Here is an 18,077-nt window from a genome sequence, read left to right as displayed (position 1 = left end):
ATGAACCGTTTTAAAAAATCAAAATATGTCATTATTGTTTTTGTTACTGTTCTGCTTGTGTCAGCTCTCTTAGCGACGACTTATTCAAGCGCAATTGTGACGAAATTAGGAGATGGAATCTCATTGGTTGATAGGGTTGTGCAAAAACCTTTTCGGTGGTTTGATTCTGTCAAATCAGATTTGGCTCATTTGACACGAACATATAATGAAAATGAAAGTTTGAAGAAACAGATTTACCAGTTAGAAGTTAAATCAAATGAGGCAGAAAGTTTAAAGACAGAAAATGAACAACTGCGCCAATTGCTTGATATGAAGTCTAAATTGCAAGCCACAAAGACTTTAGCAGCAGATGTTATTATGCGTTCTCCGGTATCTTGGAAACAGGAGTTGACCCTGGATGCAGGCAAATCAAAAGGGGCTTCTGAGAACATGTTAGCCATTGCAAATGGTGGCTTGATTGGGAGTGTTTCAAAAGTAGAGGAGAACTCTACTATGGTTAACCTTCTGACAAATACGGAAAATGCTGATAAGATTTCTGTTAAAATTCAACACGGCACTACTACAATTTATGGAATTATTGTTGGCTACGACAAGGAAAATGAAGTTCTTAAAATCAGTCAATTAAATAGTAATAGCGATATTAGTACAGGCGATAAGGTGACAACGGGTGGATTAGGAAACTTTAATGTTGCGGATATTCCTGTTGGTGAAGTGGTTGCCACAACGCATAGTACGGATTATTTGACACGAGAAGTAACTGTTAAGTTGAGTGCAGATACTCATAATGTGGATGTGATAGAATTAGTGGGGAATTCATAATGAGACAGTTGAAGCGGGTTGGAGTGTTTTTATTGCTTCCTTTCTTTGTTCTAATTGACGCCCATATTAGCCAGTTTCTGGGCTCATTTTTCCCCCATGTACATTTGGCTAGTCATTTTCTTTTTCTATTTCTCTTATTTGAGACGATAGAAGTATCAGAGTATCTCTACCTAGTCTATTGTTTTGTGATAGGCTTGGTTTACGATGTTTACTTTTTCCATCTAATAGGGATTGCAACTCTCTTATTTATCTTATTGGGAGCGTTTCTTCATAAATTGAATAGTGTTATTTTGTTGAATCGTTGGACAAGAATCTTGGCTATGATTGTTATGAGTTTTCTATTTGATATGGGAGCTTATCTCTTTGCATTAGTGGTAGGTTTAACTGTAGATAGTCTGCCGATTTTTATCGTTTATAGCCTAGTACCATCCATGATTTTAAATCTTGTGTGGATGCTTATTTTTCAGTTTATTTTTGAAAAATATTATCTATGAGAAAGAAACAAAAATGTAACAAAGGCGTAATATTCATTAGGCCTTTTTTTGGTATACTAGTATTGTCTTTAAAAGAAGGAGTATCTACGTAATTATGAAGAAAAAAATCTTAGCGTCACTTTTATTAAGTACAGTAATGGTTTCTCAAGTAGCTGTTTTAACAACTGCGCATGCAGAAACGACTGATGACAAAATTGCTGCTCAAGATAATAAAATTAGTAACTTAACAGCGCAACAACAAGAAGCTCAAAAACAAGTTGACCAAATTCAGGAGCAAGTATCAGCTATTCAAGCTGAGCAATCTAACTTGCAAGCTGAAAATGATAGATTACAAGCAGAATCCAAAAAACTTGAGAGTGAGATTACAGAACTTTCTAAAAACATTGTATCTCGCAATGATTCTTTGGAAAAACAAGCTCGTAGTGCTCAAACAAATGGAGCTGCAACTAGCTACATCAATACGATTGTAAACTCAAAATCAATTACAGAAGCTATTTCACGTGTAGCAGCAATGAATGAAATCGTATCTGCTAACAACAAAATGTTGGAACAACAAAAAGCAGATAAAAAAGCAATTTCTGAGAAGCAAGTGGCAAACAATGACGCAATTAATACAGTAATTGCAAATCAACAGAAATTGTCTGATGATGCGCAAGCTTTAACAACGAAACAAGCTGAGTTGAAGGCTGCAGAATTAAATCTTGCTGCTGAAAAAGCTACAGCAGAAGATGAAAAAGCAAGTTTGCTAGAGAAAAAAGCAGAAGCAGAAGTAGCAGCAAAAGCAGCAGCAGAGGCAGAAGCAGCTTACAAGGCAAAACAAGTAAGTCAACAACAAACAGTTGTTGCTTCTGGAAATACGACTTTTGCAGCACAGGTTCAAGCTGTAGCTTCTTCGGAATCAGCAACATATACTCCTGTGGCAGTCAAACAACGCCCAACATACAGTACAAATGCTTCAAGCTATCCAATTGGAGAATGTACATGGGGAGTTAAAACATTAGCACCTTGGGCTGGAGACTATTGGGGTAATGGAGCGCAGTGGGCTACAAGTGCAGCTGCTGCAGGATTCCGTACAGGTTCAACACCTCAAGTTGGTGCGATTGCATGTTGGAATGATGGTGGCTATGGACACGTAGCGGTAGTCACTGCTGTAGAATCAACAACACGTATCCAAGTGTCAGAATCAAATTATGCTGGTAATCGCACGCTTGGAAATCATCGTGGGTGGTTCAATCCGACAACTACATCGTCAGGTTTTGTAACATATATTTATGCAGATTAATTTACAGAGGGACTCGAATAGAGCCCTCTTTTTCATGTTTTACCGTGACAATCCCTATTAAAAATTATATCAAAATAGCTTGAAAATATTGAAAAAGTATGGTAAAATGAAACTTGTCGTGTGAACGATAATACTCATTCTTGATGAATTGTGAAACAGTTGCCTTTGGGTCGTTTTGCGAGTTGAAGTCAAGAAGAGGAAAAAAACAAAAAGGAGAAATACTCATGGCAGTAATTTCAATGAAACAACTTCTTGAGGCTGGTGTACACTTTGGTCACCAAACTCGTCGCTGGAACCCTAAGATGGCTAAGTACATCTTCACTGAGCGTAACGGAATCCACGTTATCGATTTGCAACAAACTGTAAAATACGCTGACCAAGCTTACGATTTCATGCGTGATGCAGCAGCTAACGATGCAGTTGTATTGTTCGTTGGTACTAAGAAACAAGCAGCTGATGCAGTTGCTGAAGAAGCAGTACGTTCAGGTCAATACTTCATCAACCACCGTTGGTTAGGTGGAACTCTTACAAACTGGGGAACAATCCAAAAACGTATCGCTCGTTTGAAAGAAATCAAACGTATGGAAGAAGATGGAACTTTCGAAGTTCTTCCTAAGAAAGAAGTTGCACTTCTTAATAAACAACGTGCACGTCTTGAAAAATTCTTGGGTGGTATCGAAGATATGCCTCGTATCCCAGATGTTATGTACGTAGTTGACCCACATAAAGAGCAAATCGCTGTTAAAGAAGCTAAGAAATTGGGAATCCCAGTTGTAGCGATGGTTGACACAAACACTGATCCAGATGATATCGATGTAATCATCCCAGCTAACGATGACGCTATCCGCGCTGTTAAATTGATCACAGCTAAATTGGCTGACGCTATCATCGAAGGACGTCAAGGTGAAGATGCAGCAGCAGTTGAAGCAGAATTTGCAGCTTCAGAAGCTCAAGCAGATTCAATCGAAGAAATCGTTGAAGTTGTAGAAGGCGACAACGCTTAATTCATATAAATAGTAATTACCTAGGAGGGCGGGGCTTAGCCCGGCTCTCCTATTTTTAAAAAATATAGGAGAATCAAAATGGCAGAAATTACAGCTAAACTTGTAAAAGAGTTGCGTGAAAAATCTGGTGCTGGTGTTATGGACGCTAAAAAAGCGCTTGTAGAAACAGACGGTGACATCGAAAAAGCGATTGAATTGCTTCGTGAAAAAGGTATGGCTAAGGCAGCTAAGAAAGCTGACCGTGTTGCTGCAGAAGGTTTGACTGGTGTTTATGTTAACGGTAATGTTGCAGCAGTTATTGAAGTAAACGCTGAAACTGACTTCGTTGCGAAAAACGCTCAATTCGTTGAATTGGTAAATACTACAGCTAAAGTTATTGCTGAAGGAAAACCTGCTAACAATGAGGAAGCTCTTGCTTTGACAATGCCTTCAGGTGAAACTCTTGAAGCTGCATACGTATCTGCAACAGCAACTATCGGAGAAAAAATCTCATTCCGTCGCTTTGCATTGATTGAAAAAACAGATGCACAACACTTTGGAGCTTACCAACATAACGGTGGACGTATCGGTGTTATTTCAGTTGTTGAAGGTGGAGACGAAGCACTTGCTAAACAATTGTCAATGCACATCGCAGCGATGAAACCAACAGTTCTTTCTTACAAAGAATTGGATGAGCAATTCGTTAAAGATGAGTTGGCACAATTGAACCACGTTATCGACCAAGACAACGAAAGCCGTGCAATGGTTAATAAACCAGCTCTTCCACACTTGAAGTATGGTTCAAAATCTCAATTGACTGATGAAGTGATCGCCCAAGCTGAAGCTGACATCAAAGCTGAGTTGGCTGCAGAAGGCAAACCAGAAAAAATCTGGGACAAAATTATCCCAGGTAAAATGGATCGCTTCATGCTTGACAATACTAAAGTTGACCAAGCTTACACACTTCTTGCACAAGTTTACATCATGGATGATAGCAAGACAGTTGAAGCATACCTTGAATCAGTTAACGCTTCAGTAGTTGAGTTCGCTCGCTTTGAAGTTGGTGAAGGTATCGAGAAAGCTGCAAACGACTTTGAAGCTGAAGTTGCAGCTACAATGGCAGCAGCCTTGAATAACTAATTATAGAAAGGAAGTAAATTTGCTTCCTTTTTTCTATGCAGTCGATCCCTATAGGGAGAGCTTCCTATTTTCAAGGTAAAAACAAAAAGCCCTATAATAAGGGCCAATTGTATTTAGGAGACTAAACTTCAAATTCATAGAGTGCTGTAGAGAGATAACGTTCACCGTTATCTGGTGCTAGAGCAAGGACTTTTTTACCTGTACCTAATTTTTTGGCAACCTCGATGGCTCCGTAGATAGCTGCAGCTGAGGAAATCCCTACAAGGAAGCCTTCTTTTCCACCAATTTCACGTCCGAGTGCAAGAGCATCATCTGATGTTACACGAACGATACCATCATAGGCTTTAGTATCAAGTGTATCAGGAATAAATCCAGCTGAGATACCTTGAATTTTGTGAGGACCAGGTTTTTCACCAGATAGAATGGCGGATTCATCAGCTTCCACTGCATAAACTTGAATGTTTGAATTTGCTGATTTGAGTGCATGAGAAACACCAGAAATTGTTCCACCGGTACCAACTCCAGCAACAAAGGCATCTAATCCATCTTTACCGAAAGCAACTAGTATCTCAGCTCCTGTTGTTCTTTCGTGTACTTCTGGATTAGCTGGATTGTCAAATTGAAGAGGAAGGAAACCATCACGTTCAGCAGCGATTTCTTGAGCCTTAGCAATAGCACCTTTCATTCCCTCGCTACCAGGAGTTAGGACGAGTTCAGCACCATAAGCTTGGATAATCTTACGTCGTTCCACACTCATAGTTTCAGGCATAACGATAACAACTTTATACCCTTTAGCAGCCCCTACCCATGAAAGTCCAATACCAGTGTTTCCACTTGTTGCTTCAACAATAGTAGAACCAGGTTTCAGAATACCGTCTTGTTCAGCTTTTTCAATCATGCTAAGAGCAATACGGTCTTTTACAGAAGAACCAGGGTTAAATGCTTCAAGTTTTACATAGACATCTGCAGCCCCTTCTGGCACAATATTGTTGAGTTTAACAATCGGAGTTTGACCGATTAGTTCAGTAATGTTGTTATAAATAGACATATGAATACCTCTTTGTATAAGATATCTCTAGTATAACGCTATCTATACCATTTGTAAAATATAGAAATCCTATCGAAGCGATAGGATTTTTTTATATCATAGGTCTAAGCCATTAATTTTTAAGCGATTGTGATAGGCTAATTCTAGTAAATATGTATAAAGTGGAACGATATCTGTTTTCTTAGGGAATTCAAATTTGTGAACACTAAAATGTTCATTATGTGCTTTTAGAAAGATATTTTCTAAATAAGTAATAGTAATTTCACTATCATCTATACCTGCTCCCGCAGTTTCCATTTCAACGTTAACAATGTTCATCAAAAAGATTGATTTAATAGACATCTTACGACCAGTAGCACCTTGTTTATCTGTAAAGATAATACGGATATTTGTAAATATAATTGAGTCGCGAATCAGTTTATATCCACTTTGAATTTCTTCGTTTTCTAGTAAATATTGTCCATATTCTTTGATAAGAGTTTCTTTGTTTTGCTCGCTAAAGTTACCAGCGAGTCCTTGAATGAACTTTCCAAATGGCATATTTCTATCCTTTGTTTACACTAGGTTTACAGGGACTTCAACTTCTCGTAAACCTTGGTCAGTTAAAGTGACTTTTCCATTAAAAAACTCTACAAGTGCAGCTTTAATAGTTTCTTTTTCTTCTTTATTAACATAAATCATCGTATCGACTTGATCTGTAAAGTTTGTATCCAGTTCCATGAGATTATATTCCTTAAGGAAGTTACTGTACTCTTGATACTGAGCGTAAGACATTTGAATATCAATGCCAGCCTGTTCCTTTATTTCAATGATGCCAATTTCTTTGACAGCTAAGGCAACACTGCCAGCGTAAGCACGAATCAATCCTCCAGCGCCTAGTTTAATGCCACCAAAGTAGCGTGTTACGACCACACAGACGTTAGTAAGATTGTGATTTTCTAGTACCCCAAGCATGGGAACGCCAGCAGTCCCACTGGGCTCACCATCATCACTTGTACGTTTGATTTCACTACGTTCTCCAATAATAAAAGCAGAGCAGTTATGCGTCGCTTTGTAGTGTTCTTTTTTGATGGTGGTAATGAAGTCACGAGCCTCTTCTTCGCTATAAACACGCTTGGCATGGCAGATAAAGCGGGATTTTTTGATTTCTTCTTGGACTTGTCCGTCCTCTTTAATTGTTTTAAATTCCATGATTTAATTGTACTAAAAAATCATCTAAAGTGCTAGGTTTTTACGAATAAAGAAGTATGAAAGTAAATCCAAACTATCTCGGTCGTTTGTTTACTGAGAATGAATTAACAGAAGAGGAGCGTCAGTTGGCGGAGAAACTTCCAGCAATGAGAAAGGAGAAGGGGAAACTTTTCTGTCAACGTTGTGATAGTGTTATTCTGGAGGAATGGTATCTACCTATTGGTGCCTACTATTGTCGGGAATGCTTGCTGATGAAGCGAGTTCGGAGTGATCAAGCTTTATACTATTTTCCGCAGGAGAATTTTCCGAAGCAAGAAATTCTTAAATGGCGTGGTCAATTAACTCCTTTTCAAGAGAAGGTGTCAGAGGGACTAATTCGAGCTGTCGACAAGCAAGAGCCAACCTTGGTACATGCGGTGACAGGAGCTGGAAAGACAGAAATGATTTATCAAGTAGTGGCTAAAGTGATTAATGCGGGAGGTGCAGTGTGTTTGGCCAGTCCTCGCATAGATGTTTGTTTGGAGCTGTATAAGCGCCTGCAAGATGATTTTGCTTGCGAGATAGCCCTCCTACATGGAGAATCGGAACCTTATTTTCGAACACCACTAGTTGTTGCGACGACCCATCAGTTATTGAAGTTTTATCAAGCTTTTGATTTGCTGATAGTGGATGAAGTAGATGCTTTTCCTTATGTTGATAATCCCACGCTTTACCATGCTGTCAAGAATAGTGTAAAGGAGAATGGGCTGAGAATCTTTTTAACAGCGACTTCGACCGAGGAGTTAGATAGGAAGGTTCGTATAGGAGAATTAAAACGATTGAGTTTGCCAAGACGATTTCACGGGAATCCGTTGATTATCCCTAAACCAGTTTGGTTATCTGATTTTAATCGCTACTTAGATAAGAATCGTTTGTCACCAAAGTTAAAGTCTTATATTGAGAAGCAGAGAAAGACAGGTTATCCGTTACTCATTTTTGCTTCAGAAATTAAGAAAGGGGGACAGTTAAAAGAAATCTTACAGGAGCAATTTCCAAATGAGAAAATTGGCTTTGTATCTTCTATCACAGAAAATCGATTAGAGCAAGTACAAGCTTTTCGAGATAGAGAACTGACAATACTTATCAGTACGACAATCTTGGAGCGTGGAGTTACCTTCCCTTGTGTGGATGTTTTCGTAGTAGAGGCCAATCATCGTATGTTTACCAAGTCTAGTTTGATTCAGATTGGTGGACGAGTTGGACGAAGCATGGATAGACCAACAGGAGATTTGCTTTTTTTCCATGATGGGTTAAATGCTTCAATCAAGAAGGCAATTATGGAAATTCAGCAGATGAATAAGGAGACGGGGCTATGAAGTGCTTATTGTGTGGGCAGACTATGAAGTCTGTTTTAACTTTTAGTAGTCTCTTACTTCTGACGAATGATGCCTCTTGTCTTTGTTTAGATTGTGATTCTACTTTTGAGAGAAATGGAGAAGAGTACTGTCCAAACTGTATGAAAACAGGATTGTCAACAAAGTGTCAAGATTGTCAATTTTGGTGTAAAGAAGGAGTTGAAGTCAGTCATAGAGCGATTTTTACTTACAATCAAGCTATGAAGGATTTTTTCAGTCGGTATAAGTTTGATGGAGACTTCCTTTTAAGAAAAGTTTTTGCTTCAGTTTTAAGTGAGGAGTTAAAAAAGTACAAAGAGTATCAATTTGTTGTAATTCCCCTAAGTCCTGAAAGATTGCTCGAGAGGGGATTTAACCAGGTTGAAGGTTTAGTTGATGCAGCAGGCTTTGCGTATCTGGATTTATTAGAAAAGATAGAAGAGCGAGCTAGTTCTTCTAAAAGTCGTTCAGAGCGTTTGGAGACAGAATTTCCTTTCTTTATTAAAAGTGGAGTCACTATTCCTAAAAAAATCCTACTTATAGATGATATTTATACTACTGGAACAACTATAAATCGTGTGAAGAGACTGCTGGAAGAAGCGGGTGCTGAGGATGTGAAAACATTTTCCCTTGTAAGATGAGGAAAAAATTTGCAAAAATAAAATGAAAGCGTTATAATGAAATCAGAAAAACAAAAATGTTTAGAAAGAAGGTACTCATATGATTAAATATAGTATCCGTGGTGAAAACCTAGAAGTAACAGAAGCAATTCGTGATTATGTAGTTTCTAAACTCGAAAAGATCGAAAAGTATTTTCAAGCTGAACAAGAGTTGGATGCTCGAGTTAACTTGAAGGTGTATCGTGAAAAAACTGCTAAAGTGGAGGTAACGATTCCACTTGGATCAATTACTCTTCGTGCAGAAGATGTGTCTCAAGATATGTATGGTTCAATTGACCTTGTAACCGATAAAATTGAACGTCAGATTCGTAAAAATAAAACAAAAATCGAGCGTAAAAATAAAAATAAGGTAGCAACTAGTCAATTATTTACAGATGCTTTGGTGGAAGATCCAAATGTTGTCCAGTCTAGAGTTGTTCGTTCAAAACAAATTGATTTAAAACCAATGGATTTGGAAGAAGCTATTCTACAGATGGATTTGTTGGGACATGATTTCTTTATCTATGTGGATGTTGAAGATCAAACAACTAATGTGATTTATCGTCGTGAAGATGGCGAGATTGGACTGTTAGAAGTTAAAGAATCTTAATTTCAATATGTGTAAAGGAAGGTTTACTGAATTGTAAACCTCCTTTTTCTTATAATTGATAGAATTACTGATTACACTTTTAAAAAGTCGCTTTTTGGTGGTTATTATGGTATAATGGGTGCCAAGAGGTTTGGAATGAAAAAATTTTATGTAAGTCCTATTTTCCCCTTAATATTAGGAATAGTGGCGTTCGGAGTGCTATCTGTGCAACTTGTTTTTGTAACGAATACACTGGTAACGTTATTTCTTTTGCTACTTATTTTGGGTTCATATATTTTACTATTCATCCATCAGAGAGACTACTACTCAAGGAGTGAAGTAGAACAAATCCAGTATGTAAACCACCAAGCTGAAGAAAGTTTGACAACCTTGTTAGAACAGATGCCTGTCGGAGTTATTAAACTAGACTTATCGTCAGGTGAAGTTGAATGGTTCAATCCTTACGCTGAATTGATTTTGACTAATGAAGTGGGCGAGATTGATGTGGCATTAATTCAAACAATTATCAAGGCATCGGTAGGAAATCCAGGTTCTTATGCTACCTTGGGTGAGACCCGCTATTCGGTTCATATGGACAAGATGTCTGGAGTTCTTTATTTCTTTGATGTGTCTGGAGAATACGAAGCGACTGTTGAGTTAGTGACAAGTCGACCCGTGATTGGGGTTGTTTCTGTTGACAACTACGATGACTTAGAAGATGAAACATCAGAGTCTGATATCAGTCATATTAACAGTTTTGTAGCCAATTTTGTTTCAGAATTTGCTGGTAAACATGCCATGTTCTCCCGTCGAGTGAGTATGGACCGCTTTTATCTATTTACGGACTACACGGTGCTTGAGGGATTGATGAACGATAAATTTTCTGTTATTGATTCTTTCAGAGAAGAGTCTAAACAGAGACAGTTGCCCTTGACCTTAAGTATGGGATTTTCTTATGGTGATGGAAATCATGATGAGATAGGGAAAGTTGCATTGCTCAACTTGAACTTGGCTGAAGTGCGTGGTGGCGACCAGGTGGTTGTCAAGGAGAATGACGAAACGAAAAATCCCGTTTATTTTGGTGGTGGATCTGCGGCGTCAATCAAGCGTACAAGGACACGTACGCGCGCTATGATGACAGCTATTTCAGATAAAATTAGAAGTGTAGATCAGGTTTTTGTAGTTGGTCACAAAAACCTTGATATGGATGCTTTGGGTTCTGCTGTAGGTATGCAGTTATTTGCTAGTAATGTAACAGAAAATAGTTATGCTCTTTATGATGAAAATCAAATGTCTCCGGATATTGAACGTGCTATTTCATTCTTAGAACAAGAAGGAGTTACGAAGTTGTTGTCTGTTAAGGATGCAATGGGGATGGTAACCAATCGTTCTTTGTTGATTCTTGTAGACCATTCAAAGACAGCTTTAACTTTATCAAAAGATTTTTATGATTTATTTACCCAAACCATCGTTATCGACCACCACAGACGGGATCAGGATTTTCCAGATAATGCGGTTATTACTTATATCGAAAGTGGTGCAAGTAGTGCCAGTGAGTTGGTAACGGAATTGATTCAGTTCCAGAATTCTAAGAAAAATCGTTTGAGTCGTATGCAAGCAAGTGTTTTAATGGCTGGTATGATGTTGGATACTAAAAATTTCACCTCACGAGTGACTAGTCGGACATTTGATGTTGCTAGCTATCTCAGAACGAGAGGAAGTGATAGTATTGCTATCCAAGAAATCGCTGCGACAGATTTTGAAGAATATCGTGAGGTCAATGAACTGATTTTACAGGGGCGTAAATTAGGTTCAGATGTATTGATAGCAGAGGCTAAGGACTCGAAATGCTATGATACGGTTGTTATTAGTAAGGCAGCAGATGCCATGTTGGCTATGTCAGGTATTGAAGCGAGTTTTGTTCTTGCGAAGAATACACAAGGATTTATCTCTATCTCAGCTCGCAGTCGTAGTAAGCTGAATGTACAACGGATTATGGAAGAGCTGGGAGGTGGAGGCCACTTTAATTTGGCAGCAGCTCAAATTAAGGATTCAACCTTGTCAGAAGCAGGTGAAAAACTGACAGAAATTGTATTAAATGAAATAAAGGAAAAGGAGAAAGAAGAATGAAAGTAATCTTTTTAGCAGATGTCAAAGGAAAAGGTAAAAAAGGCGAAATTAAGGAAGTACCAACAGGGTATGCACAAAACTTTCTTATCAAAAAGAACCTAGCCAAAGAAGCGACTGCTCAAGCGGTAGGTGAGCTTCGTGGTAAACAAAAATCTGAAGAAAAAGCTCACGCTGAGATGATTGCAGAAGCAAAAGCAATTAAAGCCCAACTTGAAGCAGAAGAAACTATTGTAGAATTTGTTGAAAAAGTTGGTCCAGATGGCCGTACTTTTGGTTCAATTACCAATAAGAAGATTGCAGAAGAATTGCAAAAGCAATTTGGAATTAAGATTGATAAACGTCATATCCAAGTACAAGCTCCGATTCGAGCAGTTGGTTTGATCGATGTGCCAGTGAAAATCTATCAAGATATCACAAGTGTAATCAATCTTCGTGTGAAAGAAGGATAAATTTACACCTTCTTGACAAGATTGTAAAAGGAAGGGAAGTCTGATGGCAGAAGTAGAAGAGTTACGAGTACAACCTCAAGATATCTTAGCTGAGCAATCCGTTTTAGGGGCTATCTTTATTGACGAGAGTAAGCTTGTTTTTGTGCGAGAATATATTGAGTCTCGGGACTTTTTTAAGTATGCCCATCGTTTGATTTTCCAAGCTATGGTCGATTTATCCGATCGTGGCGATGCTATAGATGCAACAACGGTTCGTACCATTCTTGATAATCAAGGTGATTTACAGAATATTGGTGGCCTGTCTTACTTGGTTGAGATTGTCAATTCTGTGCCAACTTCTGCTAATGCGGAGTATTATGCTAAGATTGTCGCAGAAAAGGCTATGTTACGGCGATTAATCTCCAAGTTGACAGAGTCTGTCAATCAAGCTTACGAGGCTTCGCAACCAGCTGATGAAATCATTGCTCAGGCAGAAAAAGGCCTGATTGATGTCAGCGAAAATGCTAATCGAAGTGGATTTAAGAACATTCGAGATGTGTTGAATGTCAACTTTGGAAATCTGGAAGCTCGCTCGCAACAAACGACCGATATTACAGGTATTGCGACGGGCTACCGTGATTTGGATCATATGACGACTGGTTTGCATGAGGAGGAGTTGATTATCCTAGCAGCTCGTCCGGCGGTTGGTAAGACAGCCTTTGCCTTGAATATCGCTCAGAACATTGGGACTAAGTTGGACAAAACGGTTGCTATTTTTTCACTGGAAATGGGTGCGGAAAGTCTAGTGGATCGTATGTTGGCGGCAGAAGGTTTGGTAGAATCCCATTCTATCCGTACGGGGCAATTGACCGATGAGGAATGGCAAAAGTATACCATTGCTCAAGGGAATCTAGCCAACGCGAGTATCTATATCGATGATACACCAGGGATTCGAATTACAGAGATTCGATCTCGTTCTCGTAAATTGGCTCAAGAAACGGGCAATCTTGGTTTGATTTTGATAGACTACTTGCAATTGATTACAGGTACAGGCCGAGAAAATCGTCAACAAGAAGTTTCAGAAATTTCACGTCAGTTGAAAATCCTAGCCAAGGAACTGAAAGTTCCAGTAATTGCTCTAAGTCAGCTTTCTCGTGGTGTAGAACAACGTCAGGATAAGAGACCGGTCTTGTCTGATATTCGTGAATCTGGGTCTATTGAGCAGGACGCTGATATCGTAGCCTTTCTTTATCGCGACGATTACTATGAGCGTGGCGGTGAAGAAGAGGAAGGCATACCAAATAATAAGGTAGAAGTTATTATCGAGAAAAACCGTAGTGGAGCTCGTGGAACGGTGGAATTAATTTTCCAAAAAGAATACAATAAATTTTCAAGTATTTCAAAAAGGGAGGAAATAAGATGACAGATGCATTTACAGATGTAGCTAAGATGAAAAAAATCAAAGAAGAAATCAAGGCACATGAGGGTCATGTAATTGAAATGACTTTGGAAAATGGACGTAAGCGCCAAAAAAATAGATTGGGTAAGCTAATTGAGGTTTATCCATCCCTATTTATCGTTGAATTTGGAAATGTTGAAGGAGATAAACAAGCTAATGTTTACGTTGAATCCTTTACTTACTCAGATATCCTTACAGAAAAGAATTTGATTCATTATCTGGACTAAAGTGAGAAATTTTCTCACTTTTTCTTTTTTCTCCGAATAGTTTAAGTGAAGGTAATCTTCGATTTATATTATTTTTCAAGGAGGAAGAATGAAAGTTTTACCATTCAAAGTAACAGAGACAGGATTTTCTTTGAGAAAATCAGTTAAAAAGGTTGTTCCTTTTTTAGCAGTAGGATTGATGCTAGTAGCGAGTGATAGTGTATATGCCTATTCTGGAGGAAATGGATCGATTGCGCGTGGAGATGATTATCCTGCCTATTATAAAAATGGGAGTCAGGAAATTGATAAGTGGCGCATGTATTCTCGTCAGTGTACTTCTTTTGCAGCCTTTCGTTTGAGTAATATCAATGGTTTTGAGATTCCGGCAGCTTATGGAAATGCGAATGAATGGGGCTATCGTGCTCGTCGTGAAGGATATCGTGTAGATAGTGTACCAACGATTGGATCTATTGCTTGGTCTACTGCAGGAGGATATGGTCATGTTGCCTGGGTTTCAAATGTAATGGGGGATAATATAGAAATTGAGGAATACAACTATGGTTATACAGGATCCTATAATAAACGAATTATAAAAGCAAATACGATGACAGGATTTATTCATTTTAAAGATTTGGATAGGGGTAATGTAGTAAGTAGTGGCAAAGTATTCAATAGTCAACCTTCTTCGACAGGAGGAACTCATTATTTTAAGAATAAGGCAGCTATAAAAAATCAACCTTTAGTTAGTGCAACTTCAATTGCATATTATTCTCCAGGTGAGAGTGTTCATTATGATCAGGTACTTGAAAAAGATGGGTATAAGTGGTTGAGTTATATATCTTATAGTGGAAGTCGTCGCTATATTCAGTTAGAGGAGGTTGTGTCATCGCAGAATCAAACAGAAGGTAGTTCCAATGATGTTCTGACTGTTGGTTGGAAAAAAATAAATGGTAGTTGGTATCATTTCAAATCAAATGGTTCTAAATCAACGGGCTGGTTGAAAGACGGTTCTAGCTGGTATTATTTGAAATCATCTGGTGAAATGCAGACAGGATGGTTAAAGGAGAATGGCTCGTGGTATTATCTAGATAGTTCAGGGGCAATGAAAACAGGATGGTATCAAGTTTCTGGTAAGTGGTATTATTCTTACTCTTCAGGTGCCTTAGCTGTTAATACGACGGTGGATGGCTACAGAGTAAACAGTGATGGAGAACGAGTATAGAAAATGGGAGTAGGAAATTTTCCTGCTCTTTTCTGTAAGCAGTTTCCTTGACATTTTTTTTATTTTGCGCTATCATATGTCCATATAATATATGGGAGTCTGTGTACAGTCTGAGAGGAAGCGTTAAGCTTCGACCGCACCTGATCTGGGTAATGCCAGCGTAGGGAACGATACTTAGTCTATTCTGCACCTTTTCCATATATGGTAAAGGTTTTTCTTTTTGTCAAAGGAAAACGAGAAGAGGAGGTTCTTATGAAAGCAAGCATCGCCTTGCAAATTTTACCCCTATCACAGGGGATTGATCGGATTGCTGTTATCGATCAAGTCATTGCTTATCTGCAAGCTCAAGAGGTAACTATGGTGGTGACACCATTTGAAACGGTCTTGGAAGGGGAGTTTGATGAGCTTATGCGCATTCTCAAAGAAGCGCTAGAGGTGGCAGGGCAGGAGGCAGATAATGTCTTTGCCAATGTCAAAATAAATGTAGGAGAGATTTTAAGTATTGATGAGAAACTTGAAAAGTATACTGAGACGACACATTAGTCTATTGGGCTTTCTAGGAGTCTTGTCAATCTGGCAGTTAGCAGGTTTTCTTAAACTTCTCCCCAAGTTTATCCTGCCGACACCTCTTGAAATTCTCCAGGCCTTTGTTCGTGATAGAGAATTTCTCTGGCACCATAGCTGGGCGACCTTGAGAGTGGCTTTATTGGGACTGATTTTGGGAGTCTTGATTGCCTGTCTCATGGCTGTACTTATGGATAGTTTGACTTGGCTCAATGACCTGATTTACCCTATGATGGTGGTTGTTCAGACTATTCCGACCATTGCCATAGCCCCTATTCTGGTCTTGTGGCTAGGTTATGGGATTTTGCCCAAGATTGTCTTGATTATCTTAACGACAACCTTTCCTATCATCGTCAGCATTTTGGACGGTTTTAGGCATTGTGACAAGGATATGCTGACCTTGTTTAGTCTTATGCGGGCCAAGCCTTGGCAGATTCTGTGGCATTTTAAAATTCCAGTCAGCCTGCCTTACTTTTATGCAGGTCTGAGGGTCAGTGTCTCCTACGCCTTTATCACAACAGTGGTATCTGAGTGGTTGGGAGGCTTTGAAGGACTAGGTGTCTACATGATTCAGTCCAAGAAACTGTTTCAGTATGATACCATGTTTGCTATTATTATTCTGGTATCGATTATCAGCCTTCTGGGTATGAAGTTGGTCGATATTAGTGAAAAATATGTTATTAAATGGAAACGTTCGTAGAATTAGAATGTTTCTGAAAAAGAAAAGAGGAAATTGAAATGAAGAAAACATGGAAAGTGTTTTTAACTGTTTTAACAGCTCTTGTAGCTGTTGTGCTTGTGGCCTGTGGTCAAGGAACTGCTTCTAAGGATAATAAGGAAGCAGAACTTAAGAAAATCGACTTTATCCTAGACTGGACACCAAATACCAATCACACAGGGCTTTATGTTGCCAAGGAAAAAGGTTATTTCAAAGAAGCTGGAGTGGATGTTGATTTGAAATTACCACCAGAAGAAAGTTCTTCTGATTTGGTTATCAATGGTAAGGCACCATTTGCAGTGTATTTCCAAGACTACATGGCTAAAAAATTGGAAAAAGGGGCAGGTATTACTGCCGTTGCAGCTATTGTTGAACACAATACATCAGGAATTATCTCTCGTAAATCTGACAATGTAGCTAGTCCAAAGGACTTGGTTGGTAAGAAATACGGAACTTGGAATGACCCAACTGAACTTGCTATGTTGAAAACCTTGGTAGAATCACAAGGCGGAGATTTTGAAAAAGTTGAAAAAGTACCAAACAACGACTCAAACTCTATCACACCGATTGCTAATGGAGTATTTGATACTGCATGGATCTACTATGGATGGGATGGAATTCTTGCTAAATCACAAGGTGTAGATGCTAACTTCATGTACTTGAAAGACTATGTCAAGGAGTTTGACTACTATTCACCAGTTATCATCGCAAACAATGACTATCTGAAAGACAACAAAGAAGAAGCTCGCAAAGTTATCCAAGCTATCAAAAAAGGTTACCAATATGCTATGGAGCATCCAGAGGAAGCGGCAGATATCCTTATCAAGAATGCACCTGAACTTCAGGAAAAACGTGACTTTGTCATCGAATCTCAAAAATACTTGTCAAAAGAATACGCAAGTGACAAGGAAAAATGGGGTCAATTTGATGCAGCTCGCTGGAATGCCTTCTATAAATGGGATAAAGAAAATGGTATCCTTAAAGAAGACTTGACAGACAAAGGCTTCACCAATGAATTTGTGAAATAATGACAGAAATTAGACTAGAACACGTCAGTTATGCCTATGGTCAGGAGAGGATTTTAGAGGATATCAACCTACAGGTGACTTCAGGAGAAGTGGTTTCCATCCTAGGCCCAAGTGGTGTTGGAAAGACCACCCTCTTTAATCTAATCGCTGGGATTTTAGAAGTTCAGTCAGGGAGAATTGTCCTTGATGGGGAGGAGAATCCCAAGGGGCGCGTGAGTTATATGTTGCAAAAGGATCTCCTCTTGGAGCACAAGACGGTGCTTGGTAATATCATTCTGCCACTCTTGATTCAAAAAGTGGATAAGGCGGAAGCCATTGCCCGCGCGGATGAAATTCTTGCGACCTTCCAGTTGACAGCTGTACGGGATAAGTATCCTCATGAACTCAGTGGTGGGATGCGTCAGCGTGTAGCCTTGCTTCGAACTTACCTTTTCGGGCACAAGCTCTTTCTCTTGGATGAGGCCTTTAGTGCCTTGGATGAGATGACCAAGATGGAACTCCACGCTTGGTACCTTGAAATTCACAAGCAGTTGCAGCTAACAACCTTGATTATTACTCACAGTATCGAGGAGGCACTCAATCTCAGCGACCGCATCTATATCTTGAAAAATCGCCCTGGGCAGATTGTTTCAGAAATTAAACTAGATTGGTCTGAAGATGAGGATAAGGAAGTCCAAAAGATTGCCTACAAACGTCAAATCTTGGCAGAATTAGGCTTAGATAAGTAGAAAAATAGGGAGTTGG

At 39.0% G+C, this 18,077-nt stretch carries 20 protein-coding genes and 1 riboswitch; of the genes, 17 read left to right on the top strand and 3 right to left on the bottom strand.

The features are described 5' to 3' along the window. From mreC to tsf, 5 genes are all read left to right on the top strand, one after another. Nucleotides 1-819: a rod shape-determining protein MreC gene (mreC, locus tag CYK18_RS09070; RefSeq protein WP_101786233.1), complete on the top strand. Its 819-nt coding sequence runs from the start codon at nucleotides 1-3 to the stop codon at nucleotides 817-819. Beyond that, nucleotides 819-1,313 (top strand): rod shape-determining protein MreD, encoded by a 495-nt coding sequence (gene mreD, locus CYK18_RS09065; RefSeq protein ID WP_101786231.1) that lies wholly within the window; start codon nucleotides 819-821, stop codon nucleotides 1,311-1,313. The genes mreC and mreD overlap by 1 nt, the downstream gene beginning before the upstream one ends. Before the next feature lie 94 nt (nucleotides 1,314-1,407). Next, a complete protein-coding gene (pcsB, locus tag CYK18_RS09060; RefSeq protein WP_000727020.1) occupies nucleotides 1,408-2,595 on the top strand; it encodes a peptidoglycan hydrolase PcsB in 1,188 nt (395 codons plus the stop codon). A gap of 224 nt (nucleotides 2,596-2,819) precedes the next feature. Then, nucleotides 2,820-3,599: a 30S ribosomal protein S2 gene (gene rpsB, locus CYK18_RS09055; protein ID WP_000268459.1), complete on the top strand. Its 780-nt coding sequence runs from the start codon at nucleotides 2,820-2,822 to the stop codon at nucleotides 3,597-3,599. Between the two features lie 78 nt (nucleotides 3,600-3,677). Beyond that, a complete protein-coding gene (tsf, locus tag CYK18_RS09050) occupies nucleotides 3,678-4,718 on the top strand; it encodes a translation elongation factor Ts (RefSeq protein WP_000808071.1) in 1,041 nt (346 codons plus the stop codon). Between the two features lie 121 nt (nucleotides 4,719-4,839). Here the strand turns inward: tsf and cysK are convergent, their stop codons facing one another. The 3 genes from cysK to CYK18_RS09035 all read right to left on the bottom strand — a co-directional run bounded on the left by cysK (nucleotide 4,840) and on the right by CYK18_RS09035 (nucleotide 6,957). After that, the gene (cysK, locus tag CYK18_RS09045) at nucleotides 4,840-5,766 is read right to left on the bottom strand and encodes a cysteine synthase A (protein ID WP_101786229.1); all 927 of its coding nucleotides are present in this window, start codon (nucleotides 5,764-5,766) and stop codon (nucleotides 4,840-4,842) included. A gap of 96 nt (nucleotides 5,767-5,862) precedes the next feature. Next, nucleotides 5,863-6,306 carry a PH domain-containing protein gene (locus tag CYK18_RS09040; RefSeq protein ID WP_101786227.1) on the bottom strand — a complete coding sequence of 148 codons (444 nt, stop codon included), beginning with the start codon at nucleotides 6,304-6,306 and terminating at the stop codon, nucleotides 5,863-5,865. 15 nt (nucleotides 6,307-6,321) lie between these two features. Next, nucleotides 6,322-6,957, bottom strand: a complete 636-nt coding sequence (locus tag CYK18_RS09035; RefSeq protein ID WP_101786225.1) for a YigZ family protein — start codon at nucleotides 6,955-6,957, stop codon at nucleotides 6,322-6,324. 56 nt (nucleotides 6,958-7,013) lie between these two features. Here CYK18_RS09035 and CYK18_RS09030 point away from each other — a divergent pair, with 56 nt between their 5' ends. The 12 genes from CYK18_RS09030 (at nucleotide 7,014) to CYK18_RS08975 (ending at nucleotide 18,061) form a co-directional block, all read left to right on the top strand. Then, nucleotides 7,014-8,312: an ATP-dependent helicase ComFA gene (locus CYK18_RS09030; protein WP_101786223.1), complete on the top strand. Its 1,299-nt coding sequence runs from the start codon at nucleotides 7,014-7,016 to the stop codon at nucleotides 8,310-8,312. After that, nucleotides 8,309-8,971: a ComF family protein gene (locus tag CYK18_RS09025; RefSeq protein WP_101786221.1), complete on the top strand. Its 663-nt coding sequence runs from the start codon at nucleotides 8,309-8,311 to the stop codon at nucleotides 8,969-8,971. Before CYK18_RS09030 ends, CYK18_RS09025 begins: the two co-directional genes overlap by 4 nt. A 79-nt stretch (nucleotides 8,972-9,050) precedes the next feature. Further along, a complete protein-coding gene (hpf, locus tag CYK18_RS09020) occupies nucleotides 9,051-9,599 on the top strand; it encodes a ribosome hibernation-promoting factor, HPF/YfiA family (RefSeq protein WP_000599100.1) in 549 nt (182 codons plus the stop codon). Between the two features lie 135 nt (nucleotides 9,600-9,734). Then, entirely contained in the window at nucleotides 9,735-11,708 is a 1,974-nt protein-coding gene (locus CYK18_RS09015; RefSeq protein ID WP_101786219.1) for a DHH family phosphoesterase, read from the top strand. Next, entirely contained in the window at nucleotides 11,705-12,157 is a 453-nt protein-coding gene (gene rplI / locus CYK18_RS09010; protein WP_000864213.1) for a 50S ribosomal protein L9, read from the top strand. The genes CYK18_RS09015 and rplI overlap by 4 nt, the downstream gene beginning before the upstream one ends. A gap of 43 nt (nucleotides 12,158-12,200) precedes the next feature. Further along, nucleotides 12,201-13,559, top strand: coding sequence for a replicative DNA helicase (dnaB, locus tag CYK18_RS09005; RefSeq protein ID WP_101786217.1), 1,359 nt, complete (start codon nucleotides 12,201-12,203; stop codon nucleotides 13,557-13,559). Then, the gene (locus CYK18_RS09000) at nucleotides 13,556-13,822 is read left to right on the top strand and encodes a Veg family protein (RefSeq protein ID WP_000128619.1); all 267 of its coding nucleotides are present in this window, start codon (nucleotides 13,556-13,558) and stop codon (nucleotides 13,820-13,822) included. The genes dnaB and CYK18_RS09000 overlap by 4 nt, the downstream gene beginning before the upstream one ends. An 88-nt stretch (nucleotides 13,823-13,910) precedes the next feature. Further along, nucleotides 13,911-15,023, top strand: coding sequence for a choline binding-anchored murein hydrolase CbpD (gene cbpD, locus CYK18_RS08995; RefSeq protein WP_101786215.1), 1,113 nt, complete (start codon nucleotides 13,911-13,913; stop codon nucleotides 15,021-15,023). 81 nt (nucleotides 15,024-15,104) lie between these two features. Then, nucleotides 15,105-15,207: riboswitch (TPP riboswitch) on the top strand. Between the two features lie 68 nt (nucleotides 15,208-15,275). Next, nucleotides 15,276-15,566 (top strand): thiamine-binding protein, encoded by a 291-nt coding sequence (locus tag CYK18_RS08990; RefSeq protein ID WP_000647655.1) that lies wholly within the window; start codon nucleotides 15,276-15,278, stop codon nucleotides 15,564-15,566. Further along, on the top strand, nucleotides 15,529-16,287 hold the full coding sequence (locus tag CYK18_RS08985) for an ABC transporter permease (RefSeq protein WP_161683551.1): 759 nt from the start codon (nucleotides 15,529-15,531) through the stop codon (nucleotides 16,285-16,287). Before CYK18_RS08990 ends, CYK18_RS08985 begins: the two co-directional genes overlap by 38 nt. 38 nt (nucleotides 16,288-16,325) lie before the next feature. Then, the gene (locus CYK18_RS08980; RefSeq protein ID WP_000754561.1) at nucleotides 16,326-17,333 is read left to right on the top strand and encodes an ABC transporter substrate-binding protein; all 1,008 of its coding nucleotides are present in this window, start codon (nucleotides 16,326-16,328) and stop codon (nucleotides 17,331-17,333) included. After that, nucleotides 17,333-18,061, top strand: coding sequence for an ABC transporter ATP-binding protein (locus tag CYK18_RS08975; protein WP_000136219.1), 729 nt, complete (start codon nucleotides 17,333-17,335; stop codon nucleotides 18,059-18,061). The genes CYK18_RS08980 and CYK18_RS08975 overlap by 1 nt, the downstream gene beginning before the upstream one ends. Nucleotides 18,062-18,077: the final 16 nt, after the last annotated feature.

This window comes from Streptococcus mitis (assembly GCF_002860865.1).
GTDB lineage: Bacteria > Bacillota > Bacilli > Lactobacillales > Streptococcaceae > Streptococcus > Streptococcus mitis_AT.
The sequence above is the reverse complement of the archived record's forward strand: the minus strand, read 5'-3'. Positions and strand labels throughout refer to the sequence as shown.